Source organism: Vibrio sp. KUL80, from assembly GCF_059725495.1.
Window position 1 is genome coordinate 169,268 of record NZ_AP045841.1, and the last position, 26,058, is coordinate 195,325.

At 46.9% G+C, this 26,058-nt stretch carries 26 protein-coding genes; 4 read left to right on the plus strand and 22 right to left on the minus strand.

Features of this window, described 5'->3' with window-relative positions; genetic code table 11:
• Window positions 1-244: 244 nt before the first annotated feature.
• The 4 genes from AC6I8U_RS00795 to AC6I8U_RS00810 all read right to left on the minus strand — a co-directional run bounded on the left by AC6I8U_RS00795 (window position 245) and on the right by AC6I8U_RS00810 (window position 3,333).
• Window positions 245-442, minus strand: a complete 198-nt coding sequence (locus AC6I8U_RS00795; RefSeq protein ID WP_498017464.1) for a helix-turn-helix transcriptional regulator — start codon at window positions 440-442, stop codon at window positions 245-247.
• Between the two features lie 100 nt (window positions 443-542).
• Window positions 543-989: a hypothetical protein gene (locus AC6I8U_RS00800; protein WP_498017465.1), complete on the minus strand. Its 447-nt coding sequence runs from the start codon at window positions 987-989 to the stop codon at window positions 543-545.
• 1 nt (window position 990) lies between these two features.
• Window positions 991-2,268: a tyrosine-type recombinase/integrase gene (locus tag AC6I8U_RS00805; RefSeq protein WP_498017466.1), complete on the minus strand. Its 1,278-nt coding sequence runs from the start codon at window positions 2,266-2,268 to the stop codon at window positions 991-993.
• A gap of 198 nt (window positions 2,269-2,466) precedes the next feature.
• The gene (locus tag AC6I8U_RS00810) at window positions 2,467-3,333 is read right to left on the minus strand and encodes a YicC/YloC family endoribonuclease (protein ID WP_498017467.1); all 867 of its coding nucleotides are present in this window, start codon (window positions 3,331-3,333) and stop codon (window positions 2,467-2,469) included.
• A 151-nt stretch (window positions 3,334-3,484) separates the two neighbouring features.
• Here AC6I8U_RS00810 and rph point away from each other — a divergent pair, with 151 nt between their 5' ends.
• Together rph and pyrE are read left to right on the plus strand one after the other, a co-directional pair.
• Window positions 3,485-4,201: a ribonuclease PH gene (gene rph, locus AC6I8U_RS00815; RefSeq protein WP_498017468.1), complete on the plus strand. Its 717-nt coding sequence runs from the start codon at window positions 3,485-3,487 to the stop codon at window positions 4,199-4,201.
• A gap of 220 nt (window positions 4,202-4,421) precedes the next feature.
• Window positions 4,422-5,063: an orotate phosphoribosyltransferase gene (gene pyrE / locus AC6I8U_RS00820; RefSeq protein WP_338165597.1), complete on the plus strand. Its 642-nt coding sequence runs from the start codon at window positions 4,422-4,424 to the stop codon at window positions 5,061-5,063.
• Window positions 5,064-5,124: 61 nt separating this feature from the next.
• On the opposite strand, the gene AC6I8U_RS00825 is transcribed toward pyrE, so the two are convergent.
• The 4 genes from AC6I8U_RS00825 to coaD are packed head-to-tail and all read right to left on the minus strand — an operon-like array spanning window position 5,125 to window position 8,922.
• Complete coding sequence (locus tag AC6I8U_RS00825; protein ID WP_498017469.1) at window positions 5,125-5,937, minus strand: galactosyltransferase-related protein; 813 nt, start codon at window positions 5,935-5,937, stop codon at window positions 5,125-5,127.
• 2 nt (window positions 5,938-5,939) lie between these two features.
• On the minus strand, window positions 5,940-7,376 hold the full coding sequence (locus AC6I8U_RS00830) for an ArnT family glycosyltransferase (RefSeq protein WP_498018294.1): 1,437 nt from the start codon (window positions 7,374-7,376) through the stop codon (window positions 5,940-5,942).
• Between the two features lie 50 nt (window positions 7,377-7,426).
• Window positions 7,427-8,425 (minus strand): glycosyltransferase family 9 protein, encoded by a 999-nt coding sequence (locus AC6I8U_RS00835; RefSeq protein ID WP_498017470.1) that lies wholly within the window; start codon window positions 8,423-8,425, stop codon window positions 7,427-7,429.
• Between the two features lie 2 nt (window positions 8,426-8,427).
• Window positions 8,428-8,922, minus strand: a complete 495-nt coding sequence (gene coaD, locus AC6I8U_RS00840) for a pantetheine-phosphate adenylyltransferase (protein ID WP_498017471.1) — start codon at window positions 8,920-8,922, stop codon at window positions 8,428-8,430.
• A 141-nt stretch (window positions 8,923-9,063) separates the two neighbouring features.
• Here coaD and AC6I8U_RS00845 point away from each other — a divergent pair, with 141 nt between their 5' ends.
• Window positions 9,064-10,095: a glycosyltransferase family 9 protein gene (locus AC6I8U_RS00845; RefSeq protein ID WP_498017472.1), complete on the plus strand. Its 1,032-nt coding sequence runs from the start codon at window positions 9,064-9,066 to the stop codon at window positions 10,093-10,095.
• Window positions 10,096-10,159: 64 nt separating this feature from the next.
• Here the strand turns inward: AC6I8U_RS00845 and AC6I8U_RS00850 are convergent, their stop codons facing one another.
• Both AC6I8U_RS00850 and AC6I8U_RS00855 read right to left on the minus strand, forming a co-directional pair.
• Window positions 10,160-10,957, minus strand: coding sequence for a glycosyltransferase family 2 protein (locus AC6I8U_RS00850; protein ID WP_498017473.1), 798 nt, complete (start codon window positions 10,955-10,957; stop codon window positions 10,160-10,162).
• A complete protein-coding gene (locus AC6I8U_RS00855) occupies window positions 10,954-12,009 on the minus strand; it encodes a glycosyltransferase family 9 protein (protein WP_498017474.1) in 1,056 nt (351 codons plus the stop codon). The genes AC6I8U_RS00850 and AC6I8U_RS00855 overlap by 4 nt, the downstream gene beginning before the upstream one ends.
• Before the next feature lie 121 nt (window positions 12,010-12,130).
• Between AC6I8U_RS00855 and AC6I8U_RS00860 the strand changes: the two genes are divergently transcribed.
• Window positions 12,131-12,835 (plus strand): 3-deoxy-D-manno-octulosonic acid kinase, encoded by a 705-nt coding sequence (locus AC6I8U_RS00860; protein ID WP_498017475.1) that lies wholly within the window; start codon window positions 12,131-12,133, stop codon window positions 12,833-12,835.
• A gap of 21 nt (window positions 12,836-12,856) precedes the next feature.
• Here AC6I8U_RS00860 and AC6I8U_RS00865 read toward each other — a convergent pair whose 3' ends face one another.
• From AC6I8U_RS00865 to rfaD, 12 genes are all read right to left on the minus strand, one after another.
• Entirely contained in the window at window positions 12,857-13,777 is a 921-nt protein-coding gene (locus tag AC6I8U_RS00865; RefSeq protein ID WP_498017476.1) for a WavE lipopolysaccharide synthesis family protein, read from the minus strand.
• A gap of 9 nt (window positions 13,778-13,786) precedes the next feature.
• Entirely contained in the window at window positions 13,787-14,527 is a 741-nt protein-coding gene (locus tag AC6I8U_RS00870; RefSeq protein WP_498017477.1) for a glycosyltransferase family 2 protein, read from the minus strand.
• The gene (locus AC6I8U_RS00875; RefSeq protein ID WP_498017478.1) at window positions 14,524-16,119 is read right to left on the minus strand and encodes a capsular biosynthesis protein; all 1,596 of its coding nucleotides are present in this window, start codon (window positions 16,117-16,119) and stop codon (window positions 14,524-14,526) included. Before AC6I8U_RS00875 ends, AC6I8U_RS00870 begins: the two co-directional genes overlap by 4 nt.
• Window positions 16,110-16,490: an HAD hydrolase family protein gene (locus AC6I8U_RS00880; protein WP_498017479.1), complete on the minus strand. Its 381-nt coding sequence runs from the start codon at window positions 16,488-16,490 to the stop codon at window positions 16,110-16,112. Before AC6I8U_RS00880 ends, AC6I8U_RS00875 begins: the two co-directional genes overlap by 10 nt.
• Window positions 16,491-16,495: 5 nt before the next feature.
• Window positions 16,496-17,737 (minus strand): O-antigen ligase family protein, encoded by a 1,242-nt coding sequence (locus AC6I8U_RS00885; RefSeq protein ID WP_498017480.1) that lies wholly within the window; start codon window positions 17,735-17,737, stop codon window positions 16,496-16,498.
• Between the two features lie 70 nt (window positions 17,738-17,807).
• Window positions 17,808-19,079: a lipid IV(A) 3-deoxy-D-manno-octulosonic acid transferase gene (gene waaA, locus AC6I8U_RS00890; RefSeq protein ID WP_498018295.1), complete on the minus strand. Its 1,272-nt coding sequence runs from the start codon at window positions 19,077-19,079 to the stop codon at window positions 17,808-17,810.
• A gap of 22 nt (window positions 19,080-19,101) precedes the next feature.
• Complete coding sequence (locus AC6I8U_RS00895) at window positions 19,102-19,512, minus strand: GtrA family protein (RefSeq protein WP_498017481.1); 411 nt, start codon at window positions 19,510-19,512, stop codon at window positions 19,102-19,104.
• The gene (locus tag AC6I8U_RS00900) at window positions 19,512-20,507 is read right to left on the minus strand and encodes a glycosyltransferase family 2 protein (protein ID WP_498017482.1); all 996 of its coding nucleotides are present in this window, start codon (window positions 20,505-20,507) and stop codon (window positions 19,512-19,514) included. Before AC6I8U_RS00900 ends, AC6I8U_RS00895 begins: the two co-directional genes overlap by 1 nt.
• A complete protein-coding gene (locus AC6I8U_RS00905) occupies window positions 20,507-21,352 on the minus strand; it encodes a glycosyltransferase (RefSeq protein WP_498017483.1) in 846 nt (281 codons plus the stop codon). Before AC6I8U_RS00905 ends, AC6I8U_RS00900 begins: the two co-directional genes overlap by 1 nt.
• Before the next feature lie 80 nt (window positions 21,353-21,432).
• Entirely contained in the window at window positions 21,433-22,449 is a 1,017-nt protein-coding gene (gene waaF, locus AC6I8U_RS00910) for a lipopolysaccharide heptosyltransferase II (protein WP_498017484.1), read from the minus strand.
• On the minus strand, window positions 22,446-24,212 hold the full coding sequence (locus AC6I8U_RS00915; RefSeq protein WP_498017485.1) for a bifunctional glycosyltransferase family 4 protein/polysaccharide deacetylase: 1,767 nt from the start codon (window positions 24,210-24,212) through the stop codon (window positions 22,446-22,448). Before AC6I8U_RS00915 ends, waaF begins: the two co-directional genes overlap by 4 nt.
• Before the next feature lie 740 nt (window positions 24,213-24,952).
• Entirely contained in the window at window positions 24,953-25,894 is a 942-nt protein-coding gene (rfaD, locus tag AC6I8U_RS00920) for an ADP-glyceromanno-heptose 6-epimerase (RefSeq protein ID WP_498017486.1), read from the minus strand.
• Window positions 25,895-26,058 lie beyond the last annotated feature (164 nt).

Here is a 26,058-nt window from a genome sequence, read left to right on the forward strand (position 1 = left end):
AAGCCCTCCCGCTATTACGCAATCTAGCGCCTCGCTCGACGTCTTTACGTACACGTGGGATTGTTTTCCCATACATACGGGCGATTCGTCCCGCGTGGCCTGTTGGTAGTCTGCGGCCGCCTAATGGTAGGTTTTCTACTGCCTGGCGGATCGCTTCGTTATAGCCGCCTTTTCGTTTATTATTGGTCATGTGAGTTATCTCCGGTCCGGTGCCCGCTTCGGCGGGTTTCTTTTTATCTGCGGGTCATATAGCCGCGTGATGGTTAAGCCATGCGTGATAAGCGGATTCGAGATAGCCCAGGACGCGCCCGTCAATTTCTACAACTGCGGGTAGTTTGCCTTCCTGAGAAAGTCGCCATTCGGTAGTTCGTGAAATGCCGGTTAGTTCGCGGAATTGAGCGCGGCTAATAATTCGGTCGGGGTTCTTTGATTGGGTATTCATAACGCACCTGTTTACTGTTGTTTCTGTATGGTGCGTATTGTTGCTTGCTGATCTGTACGGATAGGAGAGGGGGCAATCCAGAACGCCCCCGAAAGGTAGGTTATTGCTTGCGGATAGCGGCCTCTACTAGCTGGCACACTTCTAATTCTTGTTCCTGGTATTTAGTCCAATAGTCGTCGGCTGTCGACTTGCCGATCCCCTGTTCTTTTGCTGCGGTTTTAATCGCTTTGGTTTGGCTGTCGCCTGCTTCGATTAGCTCCGCTATACGGCTAACCGTGGCCCAATATGGCGCTTTGCTGCGCCGGTGGTTAGTTTGTAGTCCCGTTCCGCTAGCAAGTGCGCTAACGGCGCCTTTCTGGTCGCCGGCTTTGGCCTTTGTGGCTGCAGCATATAAGGCGGGGGCTAACGCCATAGCGAGCGGCAAGGGTAGCGGTTTACCTTGTGCGATATAGTCGGCGGCTAGCTCCAAAAACTCGCCGGCACATTCAACGCTTACGTTTTTACTATCGACTACTTCACCCGCTAACCCCATTTTTGATAAGTCCATATTACGCCCCCTTTCTAAAGCTAGTTACATTCGCCATAGGGTTAATAATTGGCGCTAACTGATCCGCTATCTTTTGTAGTGCTTCGCGGCGTTCGTCTAGGTAGTCGTAACGGTCGTAAATGCCCTCTACGCCTTTTAGTTTATGGTTTAGGCATCGTTCCGCCACGTGTCCAGGGACGCCCGCGTCGGCTAGTAGCGTTCGGCAAGTTCGGCGCAAGTCGTGGATCGTAAAGTGTTCGATTCCCGCGTCGCCTAGTTTGTTCTCTGGTGGCTTTCCTGGGCGGACCTTTAAGCCGAATAATTTAGCTAGTGCATGGTTTAGCGTGTCGGGGCTAATGTGGCCGAATCGTTTACTAGCGCGACGGTTAGGGAATACAAACTCTGAACCACACGCCCGTAAATGTAATTCTTCTAGCCACTCTACGGCCACACTTGAAAGCGGTACGCTGATCGGAGCGCCCGTTTTGCTTCGTTCTTCCGGTAGGTTCCATAGGCCCGCGTCTATATCGAACTCGCTCCACTTAGCGGCGATTAGTTCGCCTTTTCGAACGCCTAGCGTTAACAAAAGGGCCGTTGCTAAATAGTTCTCGCGGGTAAACTGGTTCGCGTTCTCTCTCAATACCTGGAAAACGGTTGCTAGTTCTTCGATTGTTAAAGCGCGGCTTCGGCTTTTCTCTACGCCTCTGGCATGGTGAACCGTGAAAGCATCGGCCGGGTTAGAAGTCATTAGGTTTAATCGGATACCGTGGCGGAATAGCTGTTTGCAATACATAAGCGCATCGTTTGCAATCGTTGGGCGGTCGCTGGTGGCGATCTGCTCAATGGCGGCGCGTATGTCTATCGGGCTTACACGGTCTAGCGATAGCTCCCCGAAAACGGGCGCTAGGTCATTTTGATACACGCGGCGGGGTATTCCTGGGTGCTTTAGGCGCTTTTCTATATCGTTGGTTAGCCAGTCGGCGGCCAGGTCGTTAACGGTCTTTATCTTTACGCTGTCGGGCCGCTTCTTCTCTGCTAGCGGGTCGATCCCTTCCTTAACGTCTGCTTTTAGTTGGGCCGTGGCTGCGGCTGCTTGAGCTAGTGACAGTTCGCCCGGCTTGGTTCCGTATCGGCCTAGAGTGATCTCGCGGCGTTTTCCGTTGGTTGTGTAGCGGCATACCCAAAAGCCGGTCCCTTCGTTGCTTACACGAAAGTAAAGCCCGTTACCGGCTGCGAATCGCCCCGGCTCGCTTTTGCGTAGTAGTGATTTGACTTGTTTGTCGTTTAGTTTCGCGGCCATGCTGCCCCCTCTGTTTCGTTAAGTGGTGACAGAAAGCCGATTTATAGCGTTTTTATCGTGTGTCAGATTTTTATGTCACCAATTCTGTCACCACTATTTTGAAACATAGCGGATAGATTGTAAACAGTGAGAAACTAAAAAGCCCCTATATACGGGGCTTTATGTGCGTTTTGGAATGTCTGGAAACGTCCAGAAAAATCATTCAATATTCTGAATCTGCTCACGCATCTGCTCAATCAACACCTTAAGTTCAACACCCGATGCGGTGATATCTGTGCTGATAGACTTAGACGCTAGCGTGTTTGACTCGCGGTTAAACTCCTGCATCATAAAGTCAAGACGACGACCGACTGCACCACCTTTTTTCATGATGCTAGTGGTTTCTTTAACGTGAGAGTCTAGACGGTCTAGTTCTTCTGCTACGTCAGACTTTTGCGCCAGAAGAATCAACTCTTGCTCAACGCGAGAAGCATCAAGCTCAATCTTAGCTTCTTCAAACTTACCAAGTAGACGTTCACGTTGCCATTCGATGATTTCTGGCATGCGAGCGCGAACCTTCACCACTTCTTCCGTGATGGCATCTAAACGCTGAACGATCAACGCCTTCATGTTTTCACCTTCACGACCACGCGCTTCGATGAAGTCACTCAGTGCACCCTCAAAGCCATCTAGCAGTGCTTTGTTGATGGTGTCCATGTCCTGCTCTGGCGTTTCCATCACACCTGGCCACTGCATGACTTGGAATGGGTTAATGCGGTTTTGCTCACCAGTCAGTCCCATGATCTGGTTCGCTGCACCAATCACTTGCTTAGCGAGTGTTTCATTGATGTTCAGCTCACCTTTAGCTGCAGGGTTCGCTTCAAAGCGAAGGTGACATTCGACCTTACCGCGCGCCAAACGCTTACGGAAGCGCTCACGAAGGACAGGTTCAAGACCACGGAACTGCTCAGGAAGACGGAAGTATGTTTCGAGATAACGTTGGTTTACAGAGCGGATTTCCCATACTGCGCTACCCCAGTCACCTTTGACCTCTTTGCGCGCGTACGCGGTCATGCTGTAGATCATGAAATGATTCCCTTGGATTCAATAAATATGTTCAAACTGTCTTCATGGTAGCACAGAGCTCGAATCGAAGTCACACAACCTAGACCCATACTCGCTTCTCCGTTATAATCTTCGCCCAACCAAATTCGCTTCCCCAACAAAGGTAATGTCCATGCGTCCAAATGATCGCGCAGCAGACCAAGTGCGCCCAATAAAAATTACTCGCAACTATACCGCTTACGCAGAAGGCTCTGTGCTGGTAGAGTTCGGCAATACCAAAGTGTTGTGTAACGCAACAGTGGAAGAGAATGTGCCTCGCTGGCTAAAAGGCCAAGGTAAAGGCTGGGTAACTGCTGAATACGGCATGCTACCACGCTCAACGCACTCAAGAATGCGCCGTGAAGCTGCCAGTGGCAAGCAAGGCGGACGTACGATGGAGATCCAACGCCTGATCGCTCGCAGCCTACGCGCAGTCGTAGACCTAGAAGCCATGGGTGAAATCATGGTGACAGTCGACTGTGACGTTATCCAAGCGGATGGAGGTACTCGTACGGCATCTATCTCTGGCGCTAGCGTTGCAATGGCAGACGCATTTGCTCACCTCGTAGCAAAAGGCACGCTAAAAGCGAACCCAATGAAAGGGCACGTTGCAGCAGTATCTGTGGGCATTCTTGGTGAAGAGGTTCTGTGTGACCTTGAGTACACCGAGGATTCGGCAGCCGATACCGACATGAACGTTGTGATGACAGAAGATGGTCGCATGATCGAAATCCAAGGCACCGCAGAAGGCGAACCGTTTAGTCACGATGAGCTAATGGCGCTACTGGCGTCAGCGAAGAAAGGCATTACCGAGATCGTAGCAGCTCAGAAACTGGCATTAGAAGATTGATTAATGGCTCCCGTAAGGGGGCTATTTTTTTGTGTGCAGGACACACTAAAAACCGAAACAACCCGTCATCCTCACGAAAGTGAGGATCTCCAGCAGCGAGTATTGCGTTCAAATAATGTGAGTCACTTGCCGCACGAGATCCCCTTTTTCAAGGGGATGATGGATGTACTGCGTGGGTGACGCGATGTACATTGTGAATGAAATTAAAGAGAGAGATAAAATGAAAGCATACCAGCGTGAATTTATTGAATTTGCATTAGAGAAAGAAGTCCTAAAATTTGGCGAGTTTACCCTTAAATCTGGTCGTAAAAGCCCTTACTTCTTTAACGCTGGGCTTTTCAATACGGGTCGTGACCTTGCTCGTCTAGGTCGCTTCTACGCAGCAGCACTGGCAGACTCTGGCATCGAGTTCGACGTGCTATTTGGCCCTGCTTACAAAGGCATTCCAATCGCAACAACAACAGCGGTTGCCTTGGCTGATCACCACGACATCGACACACCTTACTGCTTTAACCGTAAAGAAGCGAAAGACCACGGTGAAGGTGGTAACCTGGTAGGTAGCGCACTTGAAGGTCGCATTATGCTGGTGGATGACGTGATCACAGCAGGCACTGCGATTCGTGAGTCAATGGAAATCATCAAGGCGAACGGCGCTGACCTAGCGGGTGTACTGGTTGCTATTGACCGTCAAGAAAAAGGCAAAGGTGAGCTATCTGCGATTCAAGAAGTTGAACGCGACTTTGGCTGCGCAGTAATTTCAATTGTAAGCCTGACTGACCTTATTACTTACCTTGAAGAGAAGGGTGGTAATGCTGAGCATTTAGAGGCGGTGAAGGCGTATCGAGCTGAATTTGGTATCTAAATACCTAAAGCAAAGCGAAAGAGAAAAGAGCAGGCATAAGCCTGCTCTTTTTCATTGATGACTAAAGCCATTTTGAAAGCCCATTTCGGGCGAACTTAACGCGGTTTTTCTCTTTTTCTTCCTTGATGCGCTTTAGTTCTTCGTCACCGTCATCTGCCTCTCTGATAGGGTGTTCTAAGTGAAACAAGACAGCCCTGCCCGCAACACCATAATAATCGACGTCTGCGAGTTTTAGACGCTGATGGAGGTCGATATCTTCACCTCCCCACCCAACGTAATCTTCATCAAATCCGTTTACTTCCAGAAAATCACAGCGGTCAACGGCAAAGTCGGCACCGTAGGGCCAGATGTCTTTGACTTTCTTCAGAAACGGTAGCATCGCATCTGGGAAACGTAGAGCTTGCTCTGAGTGAGACGCCACCTTAAAGATAGATAAGAAAAGCAATCTAACGCTGTTGTTCAAGAAACTCGGCTGTTTAACTCGGCGCTTGAGTTCGTTAGTTAGTTTCTCTCGCAAGTTAATACGTGGTCCGGTTGTTATCATCTTTGGCTGATATAACGATTTATGGTCACTTATAAAATATGGGCAAGGGATACAATCACTATCTGAAAAAACGATTCTGTCGGCAGTACTGCTAGCGGCTGCTTTGTTCAGAATCATTGAGCGACGAAACCCTATATCCTCATGCCACACGTGGCGAATATTCAGTCCCTTGTTCTTAAAGTCTTCAACTACGTTTTTTATCGATGGACCCGAGCCATCATCAGCGATGCAAACTGTAAAGTCAGTATCTCGCTGGTTTAAGTAGCCAGCGAGCGTTAGAGACAAAACATCCGCATCATTGTAGGCAGACAATATGACTTCGTATTTCATTACTATTTGATATCTTCTACTTTATCGCTTTCTACGTCAGCGTTATCGAGATGACACAAATAAGCGATACGAGCCGAACTCGTTGCATTGGTCTCTTCACAAGAGTCTAGCAACTGATAAGAGTTCAGTTCCCATTCAACCGCTTCACGGCGAAGGATCAGGTAGAATTCTTTTTCACCCTGGGCTTGTTGCTCCGCATTGTAAACTTTAGCCTGACCATTACTGTAGTACTGGCCAGAGTACGTGCGGTGGTGCGCATAGTAAGATGGGATGTTAGGGTCGATAGCGTCAAAGATCGATTTATCACTGTTGTCCGCAACTTTGCCTGTCGACAGCAAATAAGTCGCAACGATGAGTGCTACTGGTACTACAAGGGCTGCGATTGACAGCCAAACGATATCCTTCTTCTTCCAGAAAATAGCGAACAGCAAACCTACCGCTGGTGCTCCAGGCAGCACGTATGTTGGTAGGATATTGCTAGACATTGTAAACAGCACAAGCGGTGATAGTGCCCACCAGATGGCGAAACTCGTAAAGCCATTGTTTTGTTTCGCTTGCTCTAAACCAAACTTGGCACGAACAACCATCAGAACAGGTAAAATCAAAGACCAAGGAAGGACTGCGAGTAACCAGAAGAACCAAATCTTACCCTTCGGCTCTTCGTGGCCACTGCCATAAAGATCGCCAGTCCAGCCTGGCTCAACGAAGCGCTTGTAATGCTCGCCAACAATGAAGTAGTCAATGAAACCAGGAGTCGCTTTTTCTGCAAGCAGGTACCATGGCAGGGCGATGGCCAACATTAGTAGGGTGCCTTTGATGAGCGGGAATCGTTTCCAAAGCTCAACAAATGCGCCAATCAAACCGTGCTGAATGACCATCCACGGGAAGACGGCTAGTCCAAATAGCACGATGGCTACCGGTCCTTTCGCTAGCAAGCCTACAGCAAGCCCTGCGAAGCCAACATAGCCCCAGAACGTCTTGCCAAGCCAGCATTGATAAAAGCCAATCATGGCCATGGTAAGACCGACGGTTAATGCCATATCGGTCATCACTGCACCCGCAGAGATAGAAAAGACCAGCGTCGTAGATAACACAACGGCTGCGACTAGCGGGTTATAGCCATTCTTCTTGGCAAACCAAGCGACGCCCCATACAACGAGAACACCAGCAGCCCAATGTGGTAGACGCAGTGTAAACTCAGATAGACCAAACATTTCGACGCTGATGGCACTCATCCAAGTAAATAGTGGTGGTTTGCCCCAGAAAGGAACGCCATAGTCAAAGAGAGGCGTTAACCAGTTTCCGGTTTCCACCATTAGACGCGCCATTTCACCATAGCGAGATTCCGTCGTATCCATCAAAGGGTATAGACCCAATGTCAGCAAACGGATAAGCAACGCACCTATCAATAAAGTCCAAAGCGTGCGTTCTTTATTAATCATCTTTTACTCCTAAAAAATAAGGCAATGTAAGCTGTCGATATTCAGTTTCACGACTGGCTAATGTATGGGCGGATTATGTCTAAGACCATCTCTGGGTACAGTTGTTTCATACACAGGTTATTCTTACACGCTTTAAATCGTTCAGTATGAGAACAGGGGCTGCATTCTATGTCGATTGAAGCGATGTGGACAGTATTAAATTTGCACGAATAGGGTGCGGTTCCATTTGGATCACTCGGCCCAAACAGAGCAACCGTTGGTGCCCCTGTCGCTGCGGCCATATGAGAAGGGCCTGTATCTGTGGTCACAACGACGTTTGCCCCTTCTAGTACCGCAATAAGCTCAGGCAGAGTGGTATTACCCATTAAATCAATGACGTCTGTGTCAAGCTCAGCTAAGAAACTGGTCAGAAACGCTTTTTCTTCATTGGTGCCAACAATAACGGCTTTAGTATTGATAGACGCTGAACTTATCAATGATTTCCAATGCTCTAATGGCCAAGAGCGATAGCTTCGATAGTCGGGTTTGTCAGAGTGACTGTTTGCAGGATGAAATACAACATACTGCTCTGGAAGCTCAAACTTGGCCTTTACGGTTGCGACCTCTTCACCGACGAGTCTTGGAAACCCTTCAGTATCAGTGACACCTGACAAAGAGAGTGCTGCCAACATGTTTTCAACGGCGTGCATGTCTGAAACGTTGGCATCTAAATCCGCAATATGTATGGTTTTCGCTGCTTTGATATTGTTGACGAAGCGACGAAACGAGCGAGAATGCTCCAAGTTCACCACCAAGTCGTACGGATGCTGTCGAGCCTGAGCAAGCATTCTTAGCTTAGGGATATTAAATGGCATCGCTAAATTTCTGCTTTTTAGCGTAAACACATTTGCAATGCGATGATCTTTTGCGAATAACCCTTTTGCTAGTGGATTGCCCAGCCAGTCAATATGGGTAGTCTTACCAAATTGTTTGCGTAAGCAGTCAATTACCGCCGTGGCAAAAATGGTATCGCCGAGGGCGCCCGCTCTTATGACAAGAATTTTCATAGCTATACAATTCTCTTTGATTCTAGAGCAGTAGCGACGACCGGTGGAACAAATTGAGTCACATCCCCACCATGAATAGCGACCTCTCTTACCAGTGTTGAAGATATGAAAGCGTGTTCTTCAGCGGGCGTCAAAAATACGCTCTCTAGTCCCGGTAATAGACGGCGATACATATTAGTTAGACCAAACTCGTACTCAAAGTCGACTGTCGTGCGCAGCCCTCGAATAAGAACATTTGCTTGTTCAGCTTTAGCGAAGTCAACGAGAAGCCCAGAGAAGCCCTTAGATGTCACGTTTGACAGATGACTGGTGACTTGTTGAGAGAATGCGACGCGCTCCTCCAGAGTAAATAGCGTGTTCTTGCTTGGGCTGGCTGCGATAGCAATAATGATTTCGTCAAACATAGTGGAGGCACGCTCGATAAGGTCAAGGTGTCCGTTCGTAATAGGATCAAAAGTGCCAGGGTATATGACTCGAGATAGGCGTTTTGGGCTCACAGTGTTCTCTCTGGTAGAGGTTTGACGTCAGTTTACCATTTTATAGACAGGAACAAAGGGTTAAGCAAGAGTTATCATTATGCAGTGGAATTGCTATCATCACCGACAGATCGACAACTAGAGTGAAAATGAGTGAGCAGAATGAAAAACATACTCGTGGTGCGTAATGACAAGATCGGAGACTTCATGCTTGCGTGGCCAAGTTTCGCGATGTTAAAGCAATCTCTTCCTGATTGTCGCGTTACTGCTCTGGTTCCCAGTTATACCGCAGCGCTCGCCAAGGCATGCCCTTGGATTGATGAGGTCATTATTGATGCTGGCAAAAAAGCCGATAAAGCGACGCAGCAGGCTCTAGTGCGCACAATAAAAAGTGCCAATTTTGATGCATCGATCAATCTGTTCTCCGATACCTATAACGCGCTGCTAGTGTGGAAAGCGAAAATTCCTTACCGTTTAGCGCCTGCCACTAAGTTTGCGCAGGTGTTTTACAATAAGCGCATTAAGCAAAAGCGTTCGCAAAGTGCCAAGCCTGAGTTCGAATACAACTTAGATCTTATCCGTGTATTTCTTAACGACCAGTCAGTTGCGATTGTTGAGCCAAAAGCCCCTTACTTCTCCTTTTCTTTAGATTCGCTCGCTAAACAAAAAGAAAAGTTGTCCGAGCAACTTGGCTTGAACAAGGCGAAGTCATGGCTCTATGTGCATGCGGGTAGCGGTGGCTCTGCGAATAACCTGAGCTTGGAGCAGTACTGCTCGCTGCTGGAAGGACTTAATGAAGATTTTGAAATCGTACTGACCGCAGGACCAGGTGAACAAGAGAAAGCGCAAGAACTACAAACTCTGCTTAAAGAGAACGCTCTGGCGAGCGTGATCTATGATAAAAACGATGGTCTCGTCGACTTTTCATGTTCGCTGGCTTGTGCGAGTTTGTTCATCGCTGGTTCAACAGGACCGCTTCACATTGCTGCAGCGCTGGATGTTCCTACCGTTGGTTTTTTCCCAGCCAAGCGCTCAGCGACACCGCTGCGTTGGCGACCATTAAACTCTAAAGGGAAACACATCGCGTTTTGCCCACCGAAAGCGGAAGATAAAGCGAGCCAAGATGATATGTCACGAATCGACGTCAATGTATGCTCGAACGATATAAACACTTGGTGGGATGGCATTCGATAGGGGCAAAAAAGCCAAGAAGTAATTCTCTTGGCTTCTCGTTTATTCGGGATGGCTTTTACAGCGATTAAGATTTTTGCTGGCTATCGTTCGCTCTTGCCCAAAGGTCGGCGTATTTGATGAATGTTGAATGCGCCGACAGAATCGCAATCAAAAACCCTTGCTTACCATCCAAGAACCCACGCTTTAACACGTACATTTTCAAGAAACAGCCAAGCGCGTGCAATATCGCTTGCGACAGCGAGGCCGTTTTACCGCGTTTTTGTTTTTGGTCCGCCCAAGCGCGACCGTAACTCGCCGACTTCACTAAGTAGTGTTCCATATCCTTATACGAATAGTGAAGGATGTCACCCTTGAGTCGCTTAGTCTCTGTGCCTTCCGGAATGATGACCGACTCATGCACTAGGTTATCGTTGTATTTCGTCAAAGCATTTGGATACAAACGAACATGGTGATAGTACCAGCCCGAGTGCTTTAGGAAGCGACCAAACACCCAAGTCAGCTCATTCAAGCTGAATACTGTGTTTTTCGGCGGTGACACCAGCATAGTTTGAATCTCCTGCTGCAGTACATCATCAATGCGCTCGTCAGCATCTAAAGCAAGAATCCAATCACAGTCAGTATACGATTGAGCCAGTTGTTTCTGTTTACCAAACCCAGGCCACTCACTGTTTACGAAGAACTTAGCGCCGTACTTTTCGGCGATCTGCTGTGTTCCATCCGTACTGCCAGAGTCGACGATGACGATCTCATCAACCCAAGTGACACTTTGCAAACACTCCTCCAATGATGCCTCTTCATTTTTTGTAATGATGATGGCAGCAATGGATGCTCGCTCTTGATGGGCTGTTGTTTGTGATGTCATAGTTTTTCCTCGTGACAAACAAGGTCGAACATGTCGATTACTTGCTGTGGTTGGATGCGTTGCATCGCTTGTTTATCTTTCACTCGTGTACGCCACTCAAGCTCACTGCTTGGCTTACCGGTTTCGGCAATGATAGCCTCTTCATAGGCGGAGACAACATACTTTTGATAGTTGTAAGGTCCTGTGCGAAGCGGGTTATGGTGAGCATATAACCCGATCACCGGTGTTGCCATCGCGTTAGCCATATGCGTTGGCCCAGTATCAGGAGCTAACACTAAATCGGCGCGATCAATCAGACCTAACATCTGCATAATGTCTGTCTGACCGATAAGGTTGGTCACTAGGTTGGGGCACAGCCTTTCTATCTTTTCGCCAAGTTCAATCTCGCTCTGTGCTGGACTGCCACCTAAGATGATATTCCAACCGAGTTCAGAGGCGTGCTGAATCACTTGAGCATAACCTTCGGCGGTCCAGTTCTTATAGCCTTTGCTTGCCGCAGGTACGATGACAAGATTTCGTTTTGAATCTTCTGAAATAACCCCCTCAGACCAAGACCTAGCTTCTGCTGGGCAGTCCAAGCTCCACTTTGGATAGGTTACTGGCACACCTAAGCTTTGTGTAAATGCCATTAACCCATCAAGTACATGGAGTTTAGTTGGAGAGGGCACTTTCACGTTGGTAAACAAATGCTGCAAGTCCTGCGAACGCGCCTTATCAAAGCCGAGCTTGTATTTCGCTTTGATCCCTAAGGTAGCAATGCTCGCGCGAAATGCATACTGCATATGCAAAAGAGCATCAAACTGCTGGCCTTTAAGTTGCCTCCAAAGCTGCGTATAGCCCCGCCATCCAGCTTTCTTGTCGAATACCACGACATCTACACCGGGTAAGTCGCGAATCAGATTTGCTTCAAGACCGCCCGTCACCCAAGTAACACTCACCGAAGGCCAATAAGATTGAATTGCTTGTACCGCAGCAATGGTATTACATACATCACCAAGGGCGGAGAGCCTTAGAATACAAATGGACTTAGGTGGCTGGCTAAACAGGGACATAGGAATGCGGTCTTGGGGAATAATGGTAAAGATTATGCAGGGCAGAGGTTTGATTGTAAAATGGCATGAAGGAAAAAGGCACTCGGTCGATACCGCCATCTTGTTGAAATAAGGCTTGTCTGTGAAAAAACTACAAAAAAATAATACGACCTATTGGTATGACGAAACGCTGCTCAAAGAACCGGTGGAGCAAGTCTTCGACCCGGAGTTTTGGCAATCAGGCGATCGTGTTATTGGAAGTGCTCAAGGACGCGGCACTACGTGGTTTGTGAAAACAGAGATGGGGGAAGCTGCTCTCAGACATTATCGACGTGGAGGCCTGTTTGGAAAGCTAGTAGAAGACCAATACTGGTTTACAGGATGGGAAAAATCGAGAGCCTATGCGGAATATCAATTGCTAAAATTACTGGCTGATTCGGGGGTGAATGTCCCAAGACCATTAGCCGCAAGAGCAGTCAAGATGGGTTGTGTCTATCGAGCAGACATTCTAAGCGAGAAAGTGGCGAACGCGCGCGATTTAGTTGCCGTGTTACAAGACGAGGCTTTGAGCTCTCACATGTATCAAGCCATTGGCGCCGAGATTCGCAAGATGCATGACGCCTCTGTCAATCATACGGATCTCAATATTCATAACCTGCTTATTGATAGCAAACAAAAGGTTTGGATCATTGATTTCGATAAATGCTATCAGCAAACGGGTGAGGGCTGGAAAGCTGATAACATGAATCGCTTGAGACGTTCTTTTGAGAAAGAGCTCAAGCGATTCAATATCAAGTGGCTGGAGAGCGACTTTCAGACTCTTCTCGACGGCTACGCTAAAAGTTAGCCGTCATAGCACACGTATCTGCTAAATCTTAAAAACAGAGCGAAGTTTCTCAGGGGCTCTTTGGAGCAATAAGCTGAGGTTTTTAGTTGCAGAGAACGGGGCGTTATTCGCCTTTAGCCAATCAAGATGAGTCCATTCATTGTATCGACGCTTTCGGCTAGTAAAGCGCTCATTGATCGACAGTCCTAGGTTCTCTGACGCTTCAACGATTAGGTTATTGGCAACAAAAGTGTGCCAAAAGCTCTCTTCTGCGCCACCGGTATCATTAGCTTTGTTATGGACAAACAGTGATCGCTGGACGAGAGGGTTTAACCAGTGCAGAGTGAGAAACTGCTCCGTCAGAGGGTAGTGGCTCTTGTAGCCATCTGATGGGAAAAACTCTAACTCGGGAACCAGAGTTTCTGGCCAAATCTTGAGAAGATCTTCCGTTAAACCAAAGTCAAATAAATCACTTTTGTGGTAGTAGACGTCTTGTCCGTAGTGGTATTTGGTGAAAAACACGCTCGATGTCAGTACGCGCTGTTTGAAAACCGCCGCTTCGGAATCACGAGGTATATCAAAGCAAGCTTGGTAGACATCCACAAACTGTCTAGAACAAATCATGTTATCTGTTCTGAGCTTCACAGCGTATGGGGTCTCTACTGCGCATAACCCTCGGTGCGTACTGACCAGTTGACGATTGTTGTTTAGCGTTTGCTTTTCACCATTGACATAAACCACATTAGACCCAGGGTCGTCATGCAGCAGTACTTTATCCGCATCAAGATGTTCAACGTCTTGGCCTTTCCAAGTGGATAAAATAATGGGAGATTGAGGAAACAGCTCTCTCAATTTAGCGATTGCTTGACTAGTGATATCCGATGACATACTACGACCATCGTACCGGGCTACTGGTCCCTGTAGAACGAAAGTAATGTCTTTGTCCAATATAGGTTTAATCATAGAGATCACTTACTTCCTATCAAGAAAGTCATCATACTCGCTTGGCACGCCGCAAAAAATCACTTCAGAACGTTCGATAAGGTGATAGTGAATCTTCTTACCTTCGTTAATTAAATAGTTATACAAAGGCGCGACATATAACTCACCTTTCTCCCATTCACTTTTAGGGAGTGAGAGGTAGTGATGGTAAGCCGACATATAGTCATCCACAGTTCGGAAGTGATAAAGACCAGTACAACATAGGTTGGAGATGGGGTTCTTTTCCGCAGTTTGTTTTACTTCGGTCGTGTCATCAGAGATGGGTAGAGCGAACGACCAGTTGTCACCAGTGCCTTTAAATACCTCTAAGTAACCGTCTTCCATGGCATTGAGGTCAGGGTACTCAAAGTTAGGGCGAAACGTGTCAATGTTAAAGATAGTCATTGGTATATTCTGGTTTGACGGGTTCTCGTCTTGCCATTGAGATAAGCCTAGCGTTACCGTCTCGGCTTGTCCGCGAGTTTCTTCTTTCAGAGAAACGATGTAAAACTCGTTAATCCCCATCTTTTCTGCTTGTGCTTTAACAAAATCGGCGGTGTCATAGACGTCACGCACAATAAACAAAAACGCGGTATTGTGAAAGTATGCTTTGAAACTGTTAACGGCATGCTCAAACAGAGTTTCGCTATGTGCAGTCAGCATGTATTTCGGTAAGGTGTATCCTGCTTTGAAAAAGCGAGAGCTCAAACCTGCCATTGGAATTACGATCATTCTTCTAACCTTTTCATTTTAAAGTAGAGTCTAAATGCATTTGCGAAGAGCGCTTTTTGACGTTGCTCATCATCGGCATGCAAAGGCAGCATGGATAAGAACAGCTGGATCTGCATCGCCATGAGCGCTTGAGCATTGATGGAAAACTCTTTTTGTATGATCTCGATAAAACGTTGTTGAATTACCTTGTCTGCTTGCGTTTCTTCAATAGCAAAATTAATAGATTGTTCAGCAATCTCGATGTCGTAGCAGCCTGCAATAATCCAATCATACATTCCGAGTACAGAATGGCTCAGCTTAGCGATGTCGTACCTTAGATCGCCGTAGATCGTATGCTGCCCTGAAGGCGTCGTGCCTCTAGGGTCGATAACTTTTATTTTTTCAGCTCTAAAATCATACAGAATATTACTAAAACAGAAATCACCGTGTAGAACAGATATTGGCCATTCATTAGTGTCATTGGTAGGCAAGTGTCGCTGACTTTCATCGACAAGCTGTTGCAGGCTCACTGCTTTTTCCTTGTTATAAAACCAAGGTTGCGTCATCGAAATTTGATGCTGCTGACAATACTGTTGCAGTCGCTCATGAGTCTTTGCACCAAACAACTGCTGTAAATCGTTGTGGACTTCTTGCTTAGACGTGTTTTCTACCAGGCAGTCTTTAAGGAATTCGATACACCCTTTGAGGATTTGTTCCCATTTACCAACAGTAAGCTCCCCGAAAACATAGAGCTCATTTAGCGCAGTCTGGTGGAGGTACTCCAAGCGATAAGAGATAGAGTTACCGTTATCGAAGGTACCCAGAAACTGTGGGGTATATCCGCGTAAAGAGCTTGGTAGCGTATTGAACCAGTTCGCTTCCGCTGCAATTTTACTGTTTTTCTCAGATGACTTTTCTATCCACTTAGAACATATAAACAGCGAGTTAAACGCTCTTTGTGTTGTAAAGTGCGCTTTTGAACGGTAATAGGTGTTAACGTGTCCAAAGTCGAGCCAACTATCCGAAGGCACTGTCGTTAGCCCCATACTTTGATGGTAAATGTTCAATCCGCTGATAAAGTCCCAGTTAGCTTGGGTGATAGCGCGAACCAACTGGCGTGGTGAGCTGAACTTGAAGTAGCCATTAACAATATTAAGAGCATTGTTTTTTGCATCGCTATGGCTGTCTTGCACCCAATTTAGGTTGTTCTCCGTAACAACTGCCCAGTCATAGCCATCGGAAGCTTCCGAAACACAAATAATGTCATTCCCATCAGGGAGGTTGGTGAATAACGTATCTCCAAACAGGATATGCAAAGGGGAGTGCTGATCGTAGTCCGACAAGTTCATCGCTGCGACGAGAGATGAACCAAGAGTGATGTTGTCTGGAACCGGAATGATCTCCACACCGCGTGACTTAAGCCATTGCTTATCGGAGGCAGAGACGGTGTAAGATTCTGGTACAGTGAGCGCGACATGGCTGCCCTTTGGTGCAAGAGCGACTTGATGCTGAAATAGTCTGCGGTTGCCAAGCGGTAAAAAACTAGGAGGTATGCGTCCAAACTCGGACTGCATCTCTTGATCTACATAGGCTGCAGACATAATCAAGAACATAGCTTTTCCTTTGCTAGCAACTCATTGATTTCTTCGGGGCTAAGTGAGGCGAACTCAGATGGGCGTATGGCTCTATCATCAATGTAAAAACCCTCATGACCACACCAAGGCTTACCTACGATGACCTCGTCATAAGGTACATCGTGCTCGTCCAACCATTTTGTAATGATAGGAAGAGTGTGGATATTGATCTTACCCACATTGCCTTCATAGGTACGCATGTTGCGTGCTGTTGCGATGGTGATGTCAAAGCCTTGTTGCTTGTAATTACGTAGCTGCTCTATGACATCTAGGTTCGGGAGTACCTTTTCATAATCATTGGTGTTTGCTTGGGTTATCGTACCATCGAGGTCAACGATTAGTCTTTTCATTGCAATTATACCTTTGTAGTTTCAGTGCTTTCAGTCGATCCTTGAGCCCTAACCAAAAAGCCAAGAATAATAGCATTGGTAATGGCGTAGAGAACCACGCCCTCGTTATGCAAGAAGTGGTCTTGGGAGACGCAGAAGCCTGCTGTAGAAAGTATATGGATTCCACCAGATAAGGCCCAAAAGCGCTCCTCCTCATTTTGCCCTTTCACCAGCCGTGTAAGGTAGATAAGACCCGGACCAAGCATTAAACAGAGCAGTCCTGCGAATCCAAAAATCCCGCGCTGTGAAAGCGCATTAAGGTATGCGCTGTGCGCGTTACCATTAAAGCTTCGAGCAAAATTGGATAGTTCACCTGTAGCGTTCTGTTTATCTAACAGAGGCTGCAATCCTTCTTTGCCCCAGCCAAACATTGGTTTTTCATAGAAGTTATGCAGGGCGTTTTTCCACAGTTCGATTCGAACACCAACAGAGCCTGTCTCACTATGAGCTTCGTGTGATGCTTGAGAAATGCGACTTGAAATGGATGGCGATTGGCTGCTTACGATAACCATCGTTACTAGCAATGAACCCAGCGCAATGGCTGTAAACATTTTAGTGACTTGTTTTCTATAAACAAAAAAAGGCAAGACAAATAGAAATGGAGCCAAAATCCAACCGCCTCGAGACAAGGACAGCAGGCTTGCGGCTAAACCTAAATTGGCACCGATGAGACAGACGCATGAAAGGGTTGGTCGTGTCGCACGAGTATAAAACGAAGCTGCAAAAGCCAGCGTAGCAAAAAGGATGGCAGCGTTGCCTTTTTGGATCGGCATTAAATAATCAAACCCGCGAACACCCGTAACGAAAATATCGTAAGATGATATGCCCAGTCCGATCAGGCTGCCAATGGTAAGGGAATAAAAGTAGAACTTGCTGTCTACTCTGTTAGCGAATACCGTCCAGGCAACAGTGACTAACAAGAGATTCTTTAGAGGGTACTCAGCCGCTTTAATAACTTTGTTAATATCGCCGGTATCCAAAGCAACACTTATAATCAGTACAAAAAAGTGAATGGAAAAAAGTATCGCGGTAAGCTTTATCAGACTCGTGTTATTGCGAGGCGCACCTTTAATACTAATGAGTGCAACAATAAGCAGTAGAGCTGACGTAATGTTGTACCACTCATTAAAATAAGTCGCAGAAAACAAAAACACAGCGAGTGAAGCGATGACTGTTCTCACTCTTTCGGTATTAGTAAAGGTGGTCATAAGTTTAGAGGTGTACTCAGACGGAAAACTAACCGAAGTATACAATATTTTTCATTTCAATCCATGCAACTCAAAATACGAGAGCATTTAGCGTGCGCTCTAATGAACCTTGGTTTTGTTCAACGACTCTTCGAGCGTTTTTCCCCATAATCTCAGCGGTTTCAGGTTCATTCAGAAGGTTGGCAACGGCTTTTTCTATTTGTTGGTCATTTTGACAAATTAGCGCCGCATCGTTAGCGGTTAGCTTTTGAGTGATATCCTTGAAATTGTAGTAGCTAGGTCCTGTTAAAATAGGCAGCTCAAGAGCGGCTGGCTCAAGTAGATTATGACCTCCAACCTTATCACCAATCAAACTGCCCCCAACAAAACAAATGTCACTTGCTGATAGGTAAACCATCATCTCTCCCATGGTATCCCCTAAGAACACGCTCGTGCCCATGTCTAGCGTAGTGGTGTCACCAGAGCGCCTTTTCACGTTAAAACCACGGGACTCGCACAGGTTTTGAACAGTAGTGAATCTTTCTGGATGCCTAGGTACAAGAATGAGCAATAGACTAGGGAACTGTTTCAGCAATGCATTGTGGGCACTAAGGAACTGCTCATCCTCACCACTATGCGTGCTTGCGGCAATCCAAACAGGTCTATCGGCACCCAGTTGGCGACGAAGCGCTTGTCCTTCATCTAGAGTTTGCTGTGATACAGAAATATCGTACTTGATCGAACCTGTTGTATGAACCTTACTCTCAGAAATACCAAGCTTAATAAATCGCTTTGCATCATCCTCATACTGGCAGCTGATCGAAGACAAGTGAGGTGCAAGCAGGTTAAATATTGGTTGGAACTTCTTATAACGCAGGTAAGAGCGTTCAGAGAGCCTGGCATTGATAACAGAAATAGGAATACCTGCGCTTGCCACACAATTTAACGTATTCGGCCACAACTCGGTTTCCATGATGATAAGTTGCTTGGGCTTGATGGACTTGAGAAAGCCTTTAACCGCAAAACCAAAATCGATGGGCATGTAGCGATGCTCTGCGATATCAGAAAGCTTCTCGGCTTGCTCTGCACCAGTAGGGGTGGTCGTTGTAATAACGATGGTGTTTTGCGGGTGCAGCTTCGCGTATTGGCGGATGAGTGGTGTGACCGCCAACACTTCGCCAACAGAAACGGCGTGGAACCAGATTACATCAGAACCAGACTTGGATAACTTCGGTGTGTAACCAAAGTGCTCCTTCCATCGCGGCCCGACATTCGGTTTTCCTGGCTTGTTACGAAATAGTCCCCAAAGAAGAAAGGGAGCAGCGAGAGCGAGCACTACGGTGTAAATAAGTCTGAGCATGATGGAATTAGTGACCCTTAAAAAATTATGTGTCGCTTTGATCTGGCTTTGCCTTATCCGAGAAGGTCCAAAATTTATGCATAAAGTAAGTCACAATTGGCAGTACGATGACGACAATGAGCACTCGGATGTAGCTATTGAGTTCGGTGAATAACTCGCTGAAACCTTGGGAAATCATCAATGCACAAAACTGAACCAAGAAAAACCGAATCAAGTTGCCAATATTAATTTTCTTCTTAAAGACCAACAAGGTTTGCGCGATGTACGAAAACACAAAGGCAATGGAAAACCCGACAACATTGGCAAAAAATACGCTGTCCGCGATAAGGTGCAAAAAGCTAAAGGCAACAGCTATGTGAATCGCCGTTGCCATACCACCTGTTAAGATAAAACGAACGATTCGATGTTCGAGCAAACGATCTAACAACGCGCGCATTATTTTGATTTCTGATCGCTGTCGCGTTGGGTTGCGTTACTGTGCAAGCGATCGTCTTCAATCAAGCTATCTTCTTCAATGATGTAAGTCGGTCTTCGCTTAGACTCCATATAGAGTCGACCTATGTATTCGCCCATGACACCAATACCAATGAGTTGCACTCCTCCTAAGAAGAGCATAACGGTAATCAAGGATGCATAACCCGGTGCGTCGATGCCGTAGATGAGAGTCTTAACAACAGTAAAGCTGCCATACACGAATGCTAGCGCAGAGATAAATGAACCGATATATAGCCAAATTCGCAGTGGTGCGGTGCTAAAGCTGGTAATGCCATCAAGAGCAAAGTTCCAGAGCTTCCAGCCGTTGAAGCTAGTTTCACCCGCTTCTCGAGCTTCGCGCTTGTATTCCACCACGGACGTTTTAAAGCCAACCCAAGAGAAGATACCTTTCATAAAGCGCTGGTTTTCTGGAAGCAGCTGTATCGCCTGAACCACACGGCGGTTAATCAGTCTAAAATCACCCACGTTTTCTGGGATCTCTACCTGAGCAACGGCATTGTGAAACTTATAGAAAAGTTCGGCACTAAACTTCTTCGCCCAAGAATCGGTACTGCGGTCGACACGTTTAGCGACAACTACATCGAAACCTTTTTCCCATTCGCTTAGAAAATCATGGATCAGCTCTGGGGGATCTTGCAGGTCAGCATCAATAGGTATCAGTACTTCACCTCGAGCGACATCAATGCCAGCGGTTAATGCCGCTTCTTTGCCGAAGTTGCGAGAAAGGTTAATGATACGAATCGACGAGTACTGCTGCTGAAGCTGCTTGATGGTGTCCAGCGTATTGTCATTGCTGCCGTCATTGATCAGGATGATTTCATAACTGTAATTAGTGTCGTCTAGTACAGCGCTAATACGTTCCATAAAAAGCCCAACAACCTGTTCTTCGTTGTAGCATGGGCAGACGATGGAAATGGTTGGTGTGGATTCGGTCATCAGTTATCTCTAATTTGAACAATGCCGTTGAGGCAACGAGTAAGGTTTTGTTGTTTTTTAGCCTCAAACATCAATGAGGCTTCTTGTCCTTGCTGCTTCTCTTTGTGGTACAGATGGAACAAGGCACAACGACCTAATACAGTTTGGATTTTCATTCCGGACTTTTCTAGGCGCCATACTAAATCCGTCTCTTCCATGCCATAGCCTTCATAATCTGAGTCAAACCCGTTGACATCAAGAAGTGCCTGACGCGGCACGGCTAAATTGGCCCCGATCGCCCCTCTTGGCTTCCGGTTCCAATGACGCAGTACAAAGTTAGGGAAACGAATCGCCATTTCCGGGCGTTTAAGCCCCTTCTTGAGTGCTTGGGTTAATAACCAAGGCGCACTTTCTATCTGTTTCAGCGACACTTCATGGCGGCGAAGTTTATCACTCGCCCCCTGATATAAATCGACTCGTCGACCAAAGAACATGGTGTCTTGGCGAAGCACTTGTCGGTAATCGTGTACGAAGTGTTTTGACGGAATACAGTCGTTATCCGTCATAATAATAAAGTCGCTAGTAGAGCTTGCGATCGCTTTATTAAGAGCGAGTGCCCTGCGATAGCCATTGTCTTCTTGCCAAAGGTGACGAATATTAAGCCCAAGCGAGATATAGACATCAATCAGTGCTTTGACCTCGGGACCAGAACCATCATCTGTCACACACAAGCTAAAGTTGTCGTCAGTTTGGCGTAAATAGCCCTCGAAAACCAAACGCATATCGCGAACATTGTTGTACGCGGCCATGATCACTTCGATGGTCGATTCGTTTGAAGTCAAATTGGTATCACTGGCGTTGGTCATTAAGATTCTATTCCTTGGCTCCGATGGGGAAGTCGATTTTTTAACGTGGTCGTCATCATGCGGTGAGCATGCATGCTCGCCTACTTCAGGCGCGCGATAACCTGTTCTGGGTCAAGCTGCTTGAGGCAATTCAAATGACCTAAAGGACATTCACGCTTAAAACATGGGCGACACTCTATATCAGTATTGACGATCTGTACATTATCACTCAAAGGTGGTGTGTAATCGGGAGAGCTTGACCCATAAACGGCGACGATCTTACAGCCAACGGCGGCAGACACGTGCATTAAACCAGAGTCATTGCTGATAACCGTATCGCAGGCAGCCAGCAGATCCACAGCCTCTATCAGTGATGTGTTGCCAGCGAGATTATGGCAGTGCTGCGCTAGCTCTGGGGCAAGAGCATTACGAATCTTTTCTGTAACTTCTCTGTCTTTTGCCGAGCCAAACAGCCACACCTGCTTGCCTTGCTCAATAGTGTATTGGGCGACGGCAGCATAATAGGCATCTGGCCAGCGCTTCGCCGGTCCGAACTCCGCGCCAGGGCACATTCCAACTACGGTACGGCTCTGGTTTAAACCCAACTTATCAAACGCGTGTTGTTGGGTTTGAGCGTCAACAGATAGCGATGGTCTAGGGCAATTTGATAACGAGACTTCGTTCAACATATCTTGCTTAGAAGACGCCAAAGCCACAAAACGCTCTACATAGTATTGGAACACGCGTTTATTTGGGCGCAAATCGGTCAGCAAGCCGTAGCGAGACTCACCTTTCCAACCGATGCGGTTAGGAATTCTTGCAAACAGAGGAATCAATGCCGATTTTGCAGAGTTTGGCAAGACAAACGCATGGGTATACCCCTCAGACTTAAGACCTCGACCTATCTTCCAGCGACCTTTAAGGTCAAACGCACCATGCCCAATTGGCATCTCTATCGAGCGATTCACCTCTGGCATGCGCGCCAGAATCGGCTTACACCAAGCGGGAGCTAATACATCGATGGTGGCAGTAGGGTGTTTCTTCTTGAGTGCTTTATAAAGGCTTTGGGACATAACCATGTCGCCAACCCAAGAAGGACCGATAACTAAAATCTTCACTGGTTTACCTTTTTGAACAGATAGTTGCCACGCACTTTGCGCCATAAACCAAAGGCGTCAGTCTTAGGAAAAATCGCGATGCGCCTGATCTGGAAGCGATCCTCATGAAACTTCAATGGACCCGAGTCAGTCGCCACCGCATAGCTGTAACCCAGAGACTCAGCGAGCTTTTTCGAGTCATCATTATGGTCGCCATAAGGGTAGGCGAATGACACCAGCGGCTTACCAATAATGGCTTCAAGCTCTTGCTTGTTGGTTGCGATCTCATGTGCTTGCTGCTCTGAAGAGAGTGTGCTGAGTCTTGGATGCGTCAGCGTATGACCACCAATCTCAACATACCCAGAATCCGACAATTCACGAACCTGCTCGGCATTCATAATATCCAGCTCGCGCTCTTTCTGCTCGGTTTCAACGTCCCAGCGATTAAAGGTTTCACCGGTCACAACATAAACCGTTGCCTTATACCCATACTTCTTCAGTACAGGCAGCATGAGCTTAAGGTTATCAACATAGCCATCATCGACAGTAATCATGATATAGCGTTTGCCAGGCTCAAGTCGTCGAATCGTACTACCATCAGCAAGGTCTTCAAATGTTAAGGTTTCAAATCCTTGTTTTTTGAGCATCGCCAAGTGCTTGTCGAACATATCGATATGGATATAAGGCGCAAAGACGTTCTTATCTTCATCGTTATCGATGAAGCGGTGATACATGATCACCGGCATTTCGCGTCTAAGCTTTTCTACATAGATATCTTGATACACTCGCTCAACTTGATCGACGATATTCGTGAGCGTGTAGTTATCACGAATCACCTGGCTGGTGGCATCACTGCAATGAGGCGTGCTCAAGCCTTTCTCCACCAATGCTGCAATAGTGGAGAAGTCGATATTCATCTCTTTAGCGCCGATATCACCAAAGTTACACGCCATCGCTTCAACGACATTGGTTTCGTCCACAATACCCACACAGCTAGCTTCACCCACGGCTAACGTCGGCCTACCGCACAGCAAAGACTCCATCGCCACACGACCTGCGCCAATGACAAGATCGGCTTCACTGAGCATTTTTGGCACATCATTGGTGTAGCCAACAAAGTTAACCGCTGAGGTGAACTGCTCAAATCGCTCCGTCATTTCAGAGCCAGTGACGACGCGAATATCATATTTAGTCGCATCCAAACACTCATCGAGTAAGCGATAACACAAATCACCCTTAGGACCCGTTAAACGACCAACGATAGTAACGACCGGTTTGGGATTAGTCGGAGCGGCGGTTTTTTGGAAGCGATCGGTTTCTATACCATTGCGGCTGACTTCCATTTGCTCAAGAGATACATCTAGCTCGTTATGTAACTGGTCGCGAATCGCTTCACAAACAGGAAGGGCTTTATCACCCATCGCATGGAATTTCTTACGCGAGGCATGCACAGGCTGGCGACCATGCACTGTGGTCACCATCGGCGTACCAGTGATCTTACACGCCACATGACAACTCCAACTCGACGCGCGAGAGTGAGCATGCACCAACTGAATGTTGTGCTTTTTAATCAAATAAACCAAATACCCAACATGCCAAAAACGACGAGGCACACTGCGTTTATTAAACCGCAACGAAAAAAACTCACCGTCATGAGGCTTAGTCAGGGTATCAGAGACATAAAACACATTATGACCCCGAGCCGTCAGTTCATTACCCACCGTAGTAGCGTAAACCTCAGCCCCAGTCACTTCCAGCTGGGACAGAGCCATAAGAATGTTCATTATGATTTGTCTCTTTTAATTACTTGATTACGCACTTGTCCCTGTCACCCCTACTTAAGCCCGTCATACACACGTACTTCTCACTATTGATACTTATCCCGGATAACCTCACTTACCCGCACCTATTCCCGTTATCCTCACCTATCCCCGTCATCCTCACGAAAGTGAGGATCTCCCAAAGCGCACTCCGCCCTCAACAATTACGCCACAATCCCAGCACAATTACCTTCTTCACACGCCTCATGAGATCCCCTTTTCCAAGGGGATGACGCAGTGGGGGGGGGGATAGTGCCTGTGTCGTTTTGGAAGCAATACACTAAAAAATATACCGCCATCCTCACCTATTCCTATCATCCACACTTACCCCGTCATCCTCACGAAAGTGAGGATCTCTCAAAGCGCACTCCGCCTTCAACAATTACGCCACAATCCCTACACAATTACCTTCATCACGCGCCTCATGAGATCCCCTTTTCCAAGGGGATGACGCAGTGGGGGATAGTGTCTGTGTCGTTTTGGAAGCAATACACTAAAAAACATACCGCCATCTTCACCTATTCCCATCATCCTCACTTATCCCCGTCATCCTCACGAAAGTGAGGATCTCCCAAAGCGCACTCCGGACTCAACAACTACGCCGCAATCCCAGCGTAATTACCTTCTTCACGCGCTTCACAAGATCCCCTTTTCCAAGGGGATGACGTAGTTAGGGGATTACATAAGCAACACCATCCTACCTATCACCCATTAACAATCGCCAAATACTCCGCCACACCTTCAGCAACCGTCTTAAACTCAACATCACACCCAGCCGCACGCAAATTCGTCAAATCCGCCTGAGTAAACTCCTGATAAGCACCTTTCAAATGATCTGGGAACGGGATATTCTCAATCTCACCCTTACCATGATGCTTAATCACAGCACTCGCCACAGCCTCAAAGCTCTCAGCATTACCCGTACCGCAGTTAAAGATGCCAGAAACGCCATTTTCTAAGAACCACAGGTTCACATTCGCCACGTCACCCACATAAACAAAGTCACGAATAAAGTGCTCACTACCCGCGAACAACTTCGGATTCTCACCCGCATTCATCTGACTATTCAAATGGAACGCAACCGACGCCATGCTGCCTTTATGCTGCTCACGAGGACCATAAACATTAAAGTAACGGAATCCCGTCACCTGCGACAATTTCTCACCATGTGCCTCAGCATCCGCCCACAAACGGCGAACATAATTATCAAACTGCTGCTTAGAGTAACCATAAACATTCAGTGCGCCTTCGTACTCACGCTCTTCTTTAAACACCGTCGTCTCACCATAAGTCGCAGCCGAAGAAGCGTACAAAAACGGAATTTCACGATCCAAACAGTAATGAAGCAACTCTTTCGAATACTCATAGTTATTGAGCATCACGTACTTGCCATCCCACTCCGTCGTCGCCGAACAAGCGCCTTCGTGGAATACCGCCTCAATTGGTCCAAAGTCATCACCAGCCATGATCTGTGTTAAGAAGTCATCACGGTCCATGTAATCTGTGATATCAAGGTCAACTAAGTTTTTGAACTTACGTCCATTTTTAAGATTGTCTACCACCAGAATATCATTCAAGCCGGCCTCATTAAGTGCCTTGATAATATTGCTGCCAATCATGCCAGCACCACCAGTTACAATGATCATAAAAACTCTTCCAATTTGAATAGGATAATGACTTGAGTATATAAGATTTTAGGGGGTGGGGTAAGAGCTTGGTAGAGAATGATCCTCGGTCCTAGGGTTTAAGAGCGGGGGCTTCTGTGCTTGGGTCTATTTGGATAGGGTGAATAATCTTCTCTCGAAAAAAT

Excerpts from the sequence above, each read along its gene's own strand:
- AC6I8U_RS00850 (WP_498017473.1), bottom strand. The coding sequence starts at position 10,957 with ATGACATCACAAACAACAGCCCATCAAGAGCGAGCATCCATTGCTGCC.
- AC6I8U_RS00845 (WP_498017472.1), top strand. The coding sequence starts at position 9,064 with ATGAAAAACATACTCGTGGTGCGTAATGACAAGATCGGAGACTTCATG.
- AC6I8U_RS00865 (WP_498017476.1), bottom strand. The coding sequence starts at position 13,777 with ATGATTAAACCTATATTGGACAAAGACATTACTTTCGTTCTACAGGGA.
- AC6I8U_RS00855 (WP_498017474.1), bottom strand. The coding sequence starts at position 12,009 with ATGTCCCTGTTTAGCCAGCCACCTAAGTCCATTTGTATTCTAAGGCTC.
- AC6I8U_RS00810 (WP_498017467.1), bottom strand. The coding sequence starts at position 3,333 with ATGATCTACAGCATGACCGCGTACGCGCGCAAAGAGGTCAAAGGTGAC.
- AC6I8U_RS00905 (WP_498017483.1), bottom strand. The coding sequence starts at position 21,352 with ATGACCAACGCCAGTGATACCAATTTGACTTCAAACGAATCGACCATC.
- AC6I8U_RS00805 (WP_498017466.1), bottom strand. The coding sequence starts at position 2,268 with ATGGCCGCGAAACTAAACGACAAACAAGTCAAATCACTACTACGCAAA.
- AC6I8U_RS00895 (WP_498017481.1), bottom strand. The coding sequence starts at position 19,512 with ATGCGCGCGTTGTTAGATCGTTTGCTCGAACATCGAATCGTTCGTTTT.
- AC6I8U_RS00825 (WP_498017469.1), bottom strand. The coding sequence starts at position 5,937 with ATGAAATACGAAGTCATATTGTCTGCCTACAATGATGCGGATGTTTTG.
- AC6I8U_RS00870 (WP_498017477.1), bottom strand. The coding sequence starts at position 14,527 with ATGATCGTAATTCCAATGGCAGGTTTGAGCTCTCGCTTTTTCAAAGCA.
- AC6I8U_RS00885 (WP_498017480.1), bottom strand. The coding sequence starts at position 17,737 with ATGACCACCTTTACTAATACCGAAAGAGTGAGAACAGTCATCGCTTCA.
- AC6I8U_RS00900 (WP_498017482.1), bottom strand. The coding sequence starts at position 20,507 with ATGACCGAATCCACACCAACCATTTCCATCGTCTGCCCATGCTACAAC.
- AC6I8U_RS00795 (WP_498017464.1), bottom strand. The coding sequence starts at position 442 with ATGAATACCCAATCAAAGAACCCCGACCGAATTATTAGCCGCGCTCAA.
- pyrE (WP_338165597.1), top strand. The coding sequence starts at position 4,422 with ATGAAAGCATACCAGCGTGAATTTATTGAATTTGCATTAGAGAAAGAA.
- AC6I8U_RS00800 (WP_498017465.1), bottom strand. The coding sequence starts at position 989 with ATGGACTTATCAAAAATGGGGTTAGCGGGTGAAGTAGTCGATAGTAAA.
- AC6I8U_RS00880 (WP_498017479.1), bottom strand. The coding sequence starts at position 16,490 with ATGAAAAGACTAATCGTTGACCTCGATGGTACGATAACCCAAGCAAAC.
- rph (WP_498017468.1), top strand. The coding sequence starts at position 3,485 with ATGCGTCCAAATGATCGCGCAGCAGACCAAGTGCGCCCAATAAAAATT.
- AC6I8U_RS00875 (WP_498017478.1), bottom strand. The coding sequence starts at position 16,119 with ATGTTCTTGATTATGTCTGCAGCCTATGTAGATCAAGAGATGCAGTCC.
- rfaD (WP_498017486.1), bottom strand. The coding sequence starts at position 25,894 with ATGATCATTGTAACTGGTGGTGCTGGCATGATTGGCAGCAATATTATC.
- AC6I8U_RS00915 (WP_498017485.1), bottom strand. The coding sequence starts at position 24,212 with ATGAACATTCTTATGGCTCTGTCCCAGCTGGAAGTGACTGGGGCTGAG.
- AC6I8U_RS00835 (WP_498017470.1), bottom strand. The coding sequence starts at position 8,425 with ATGAAAATTCTTGTCATAAGAGCGGGCGCCCTCGGCGATACCATTTTT.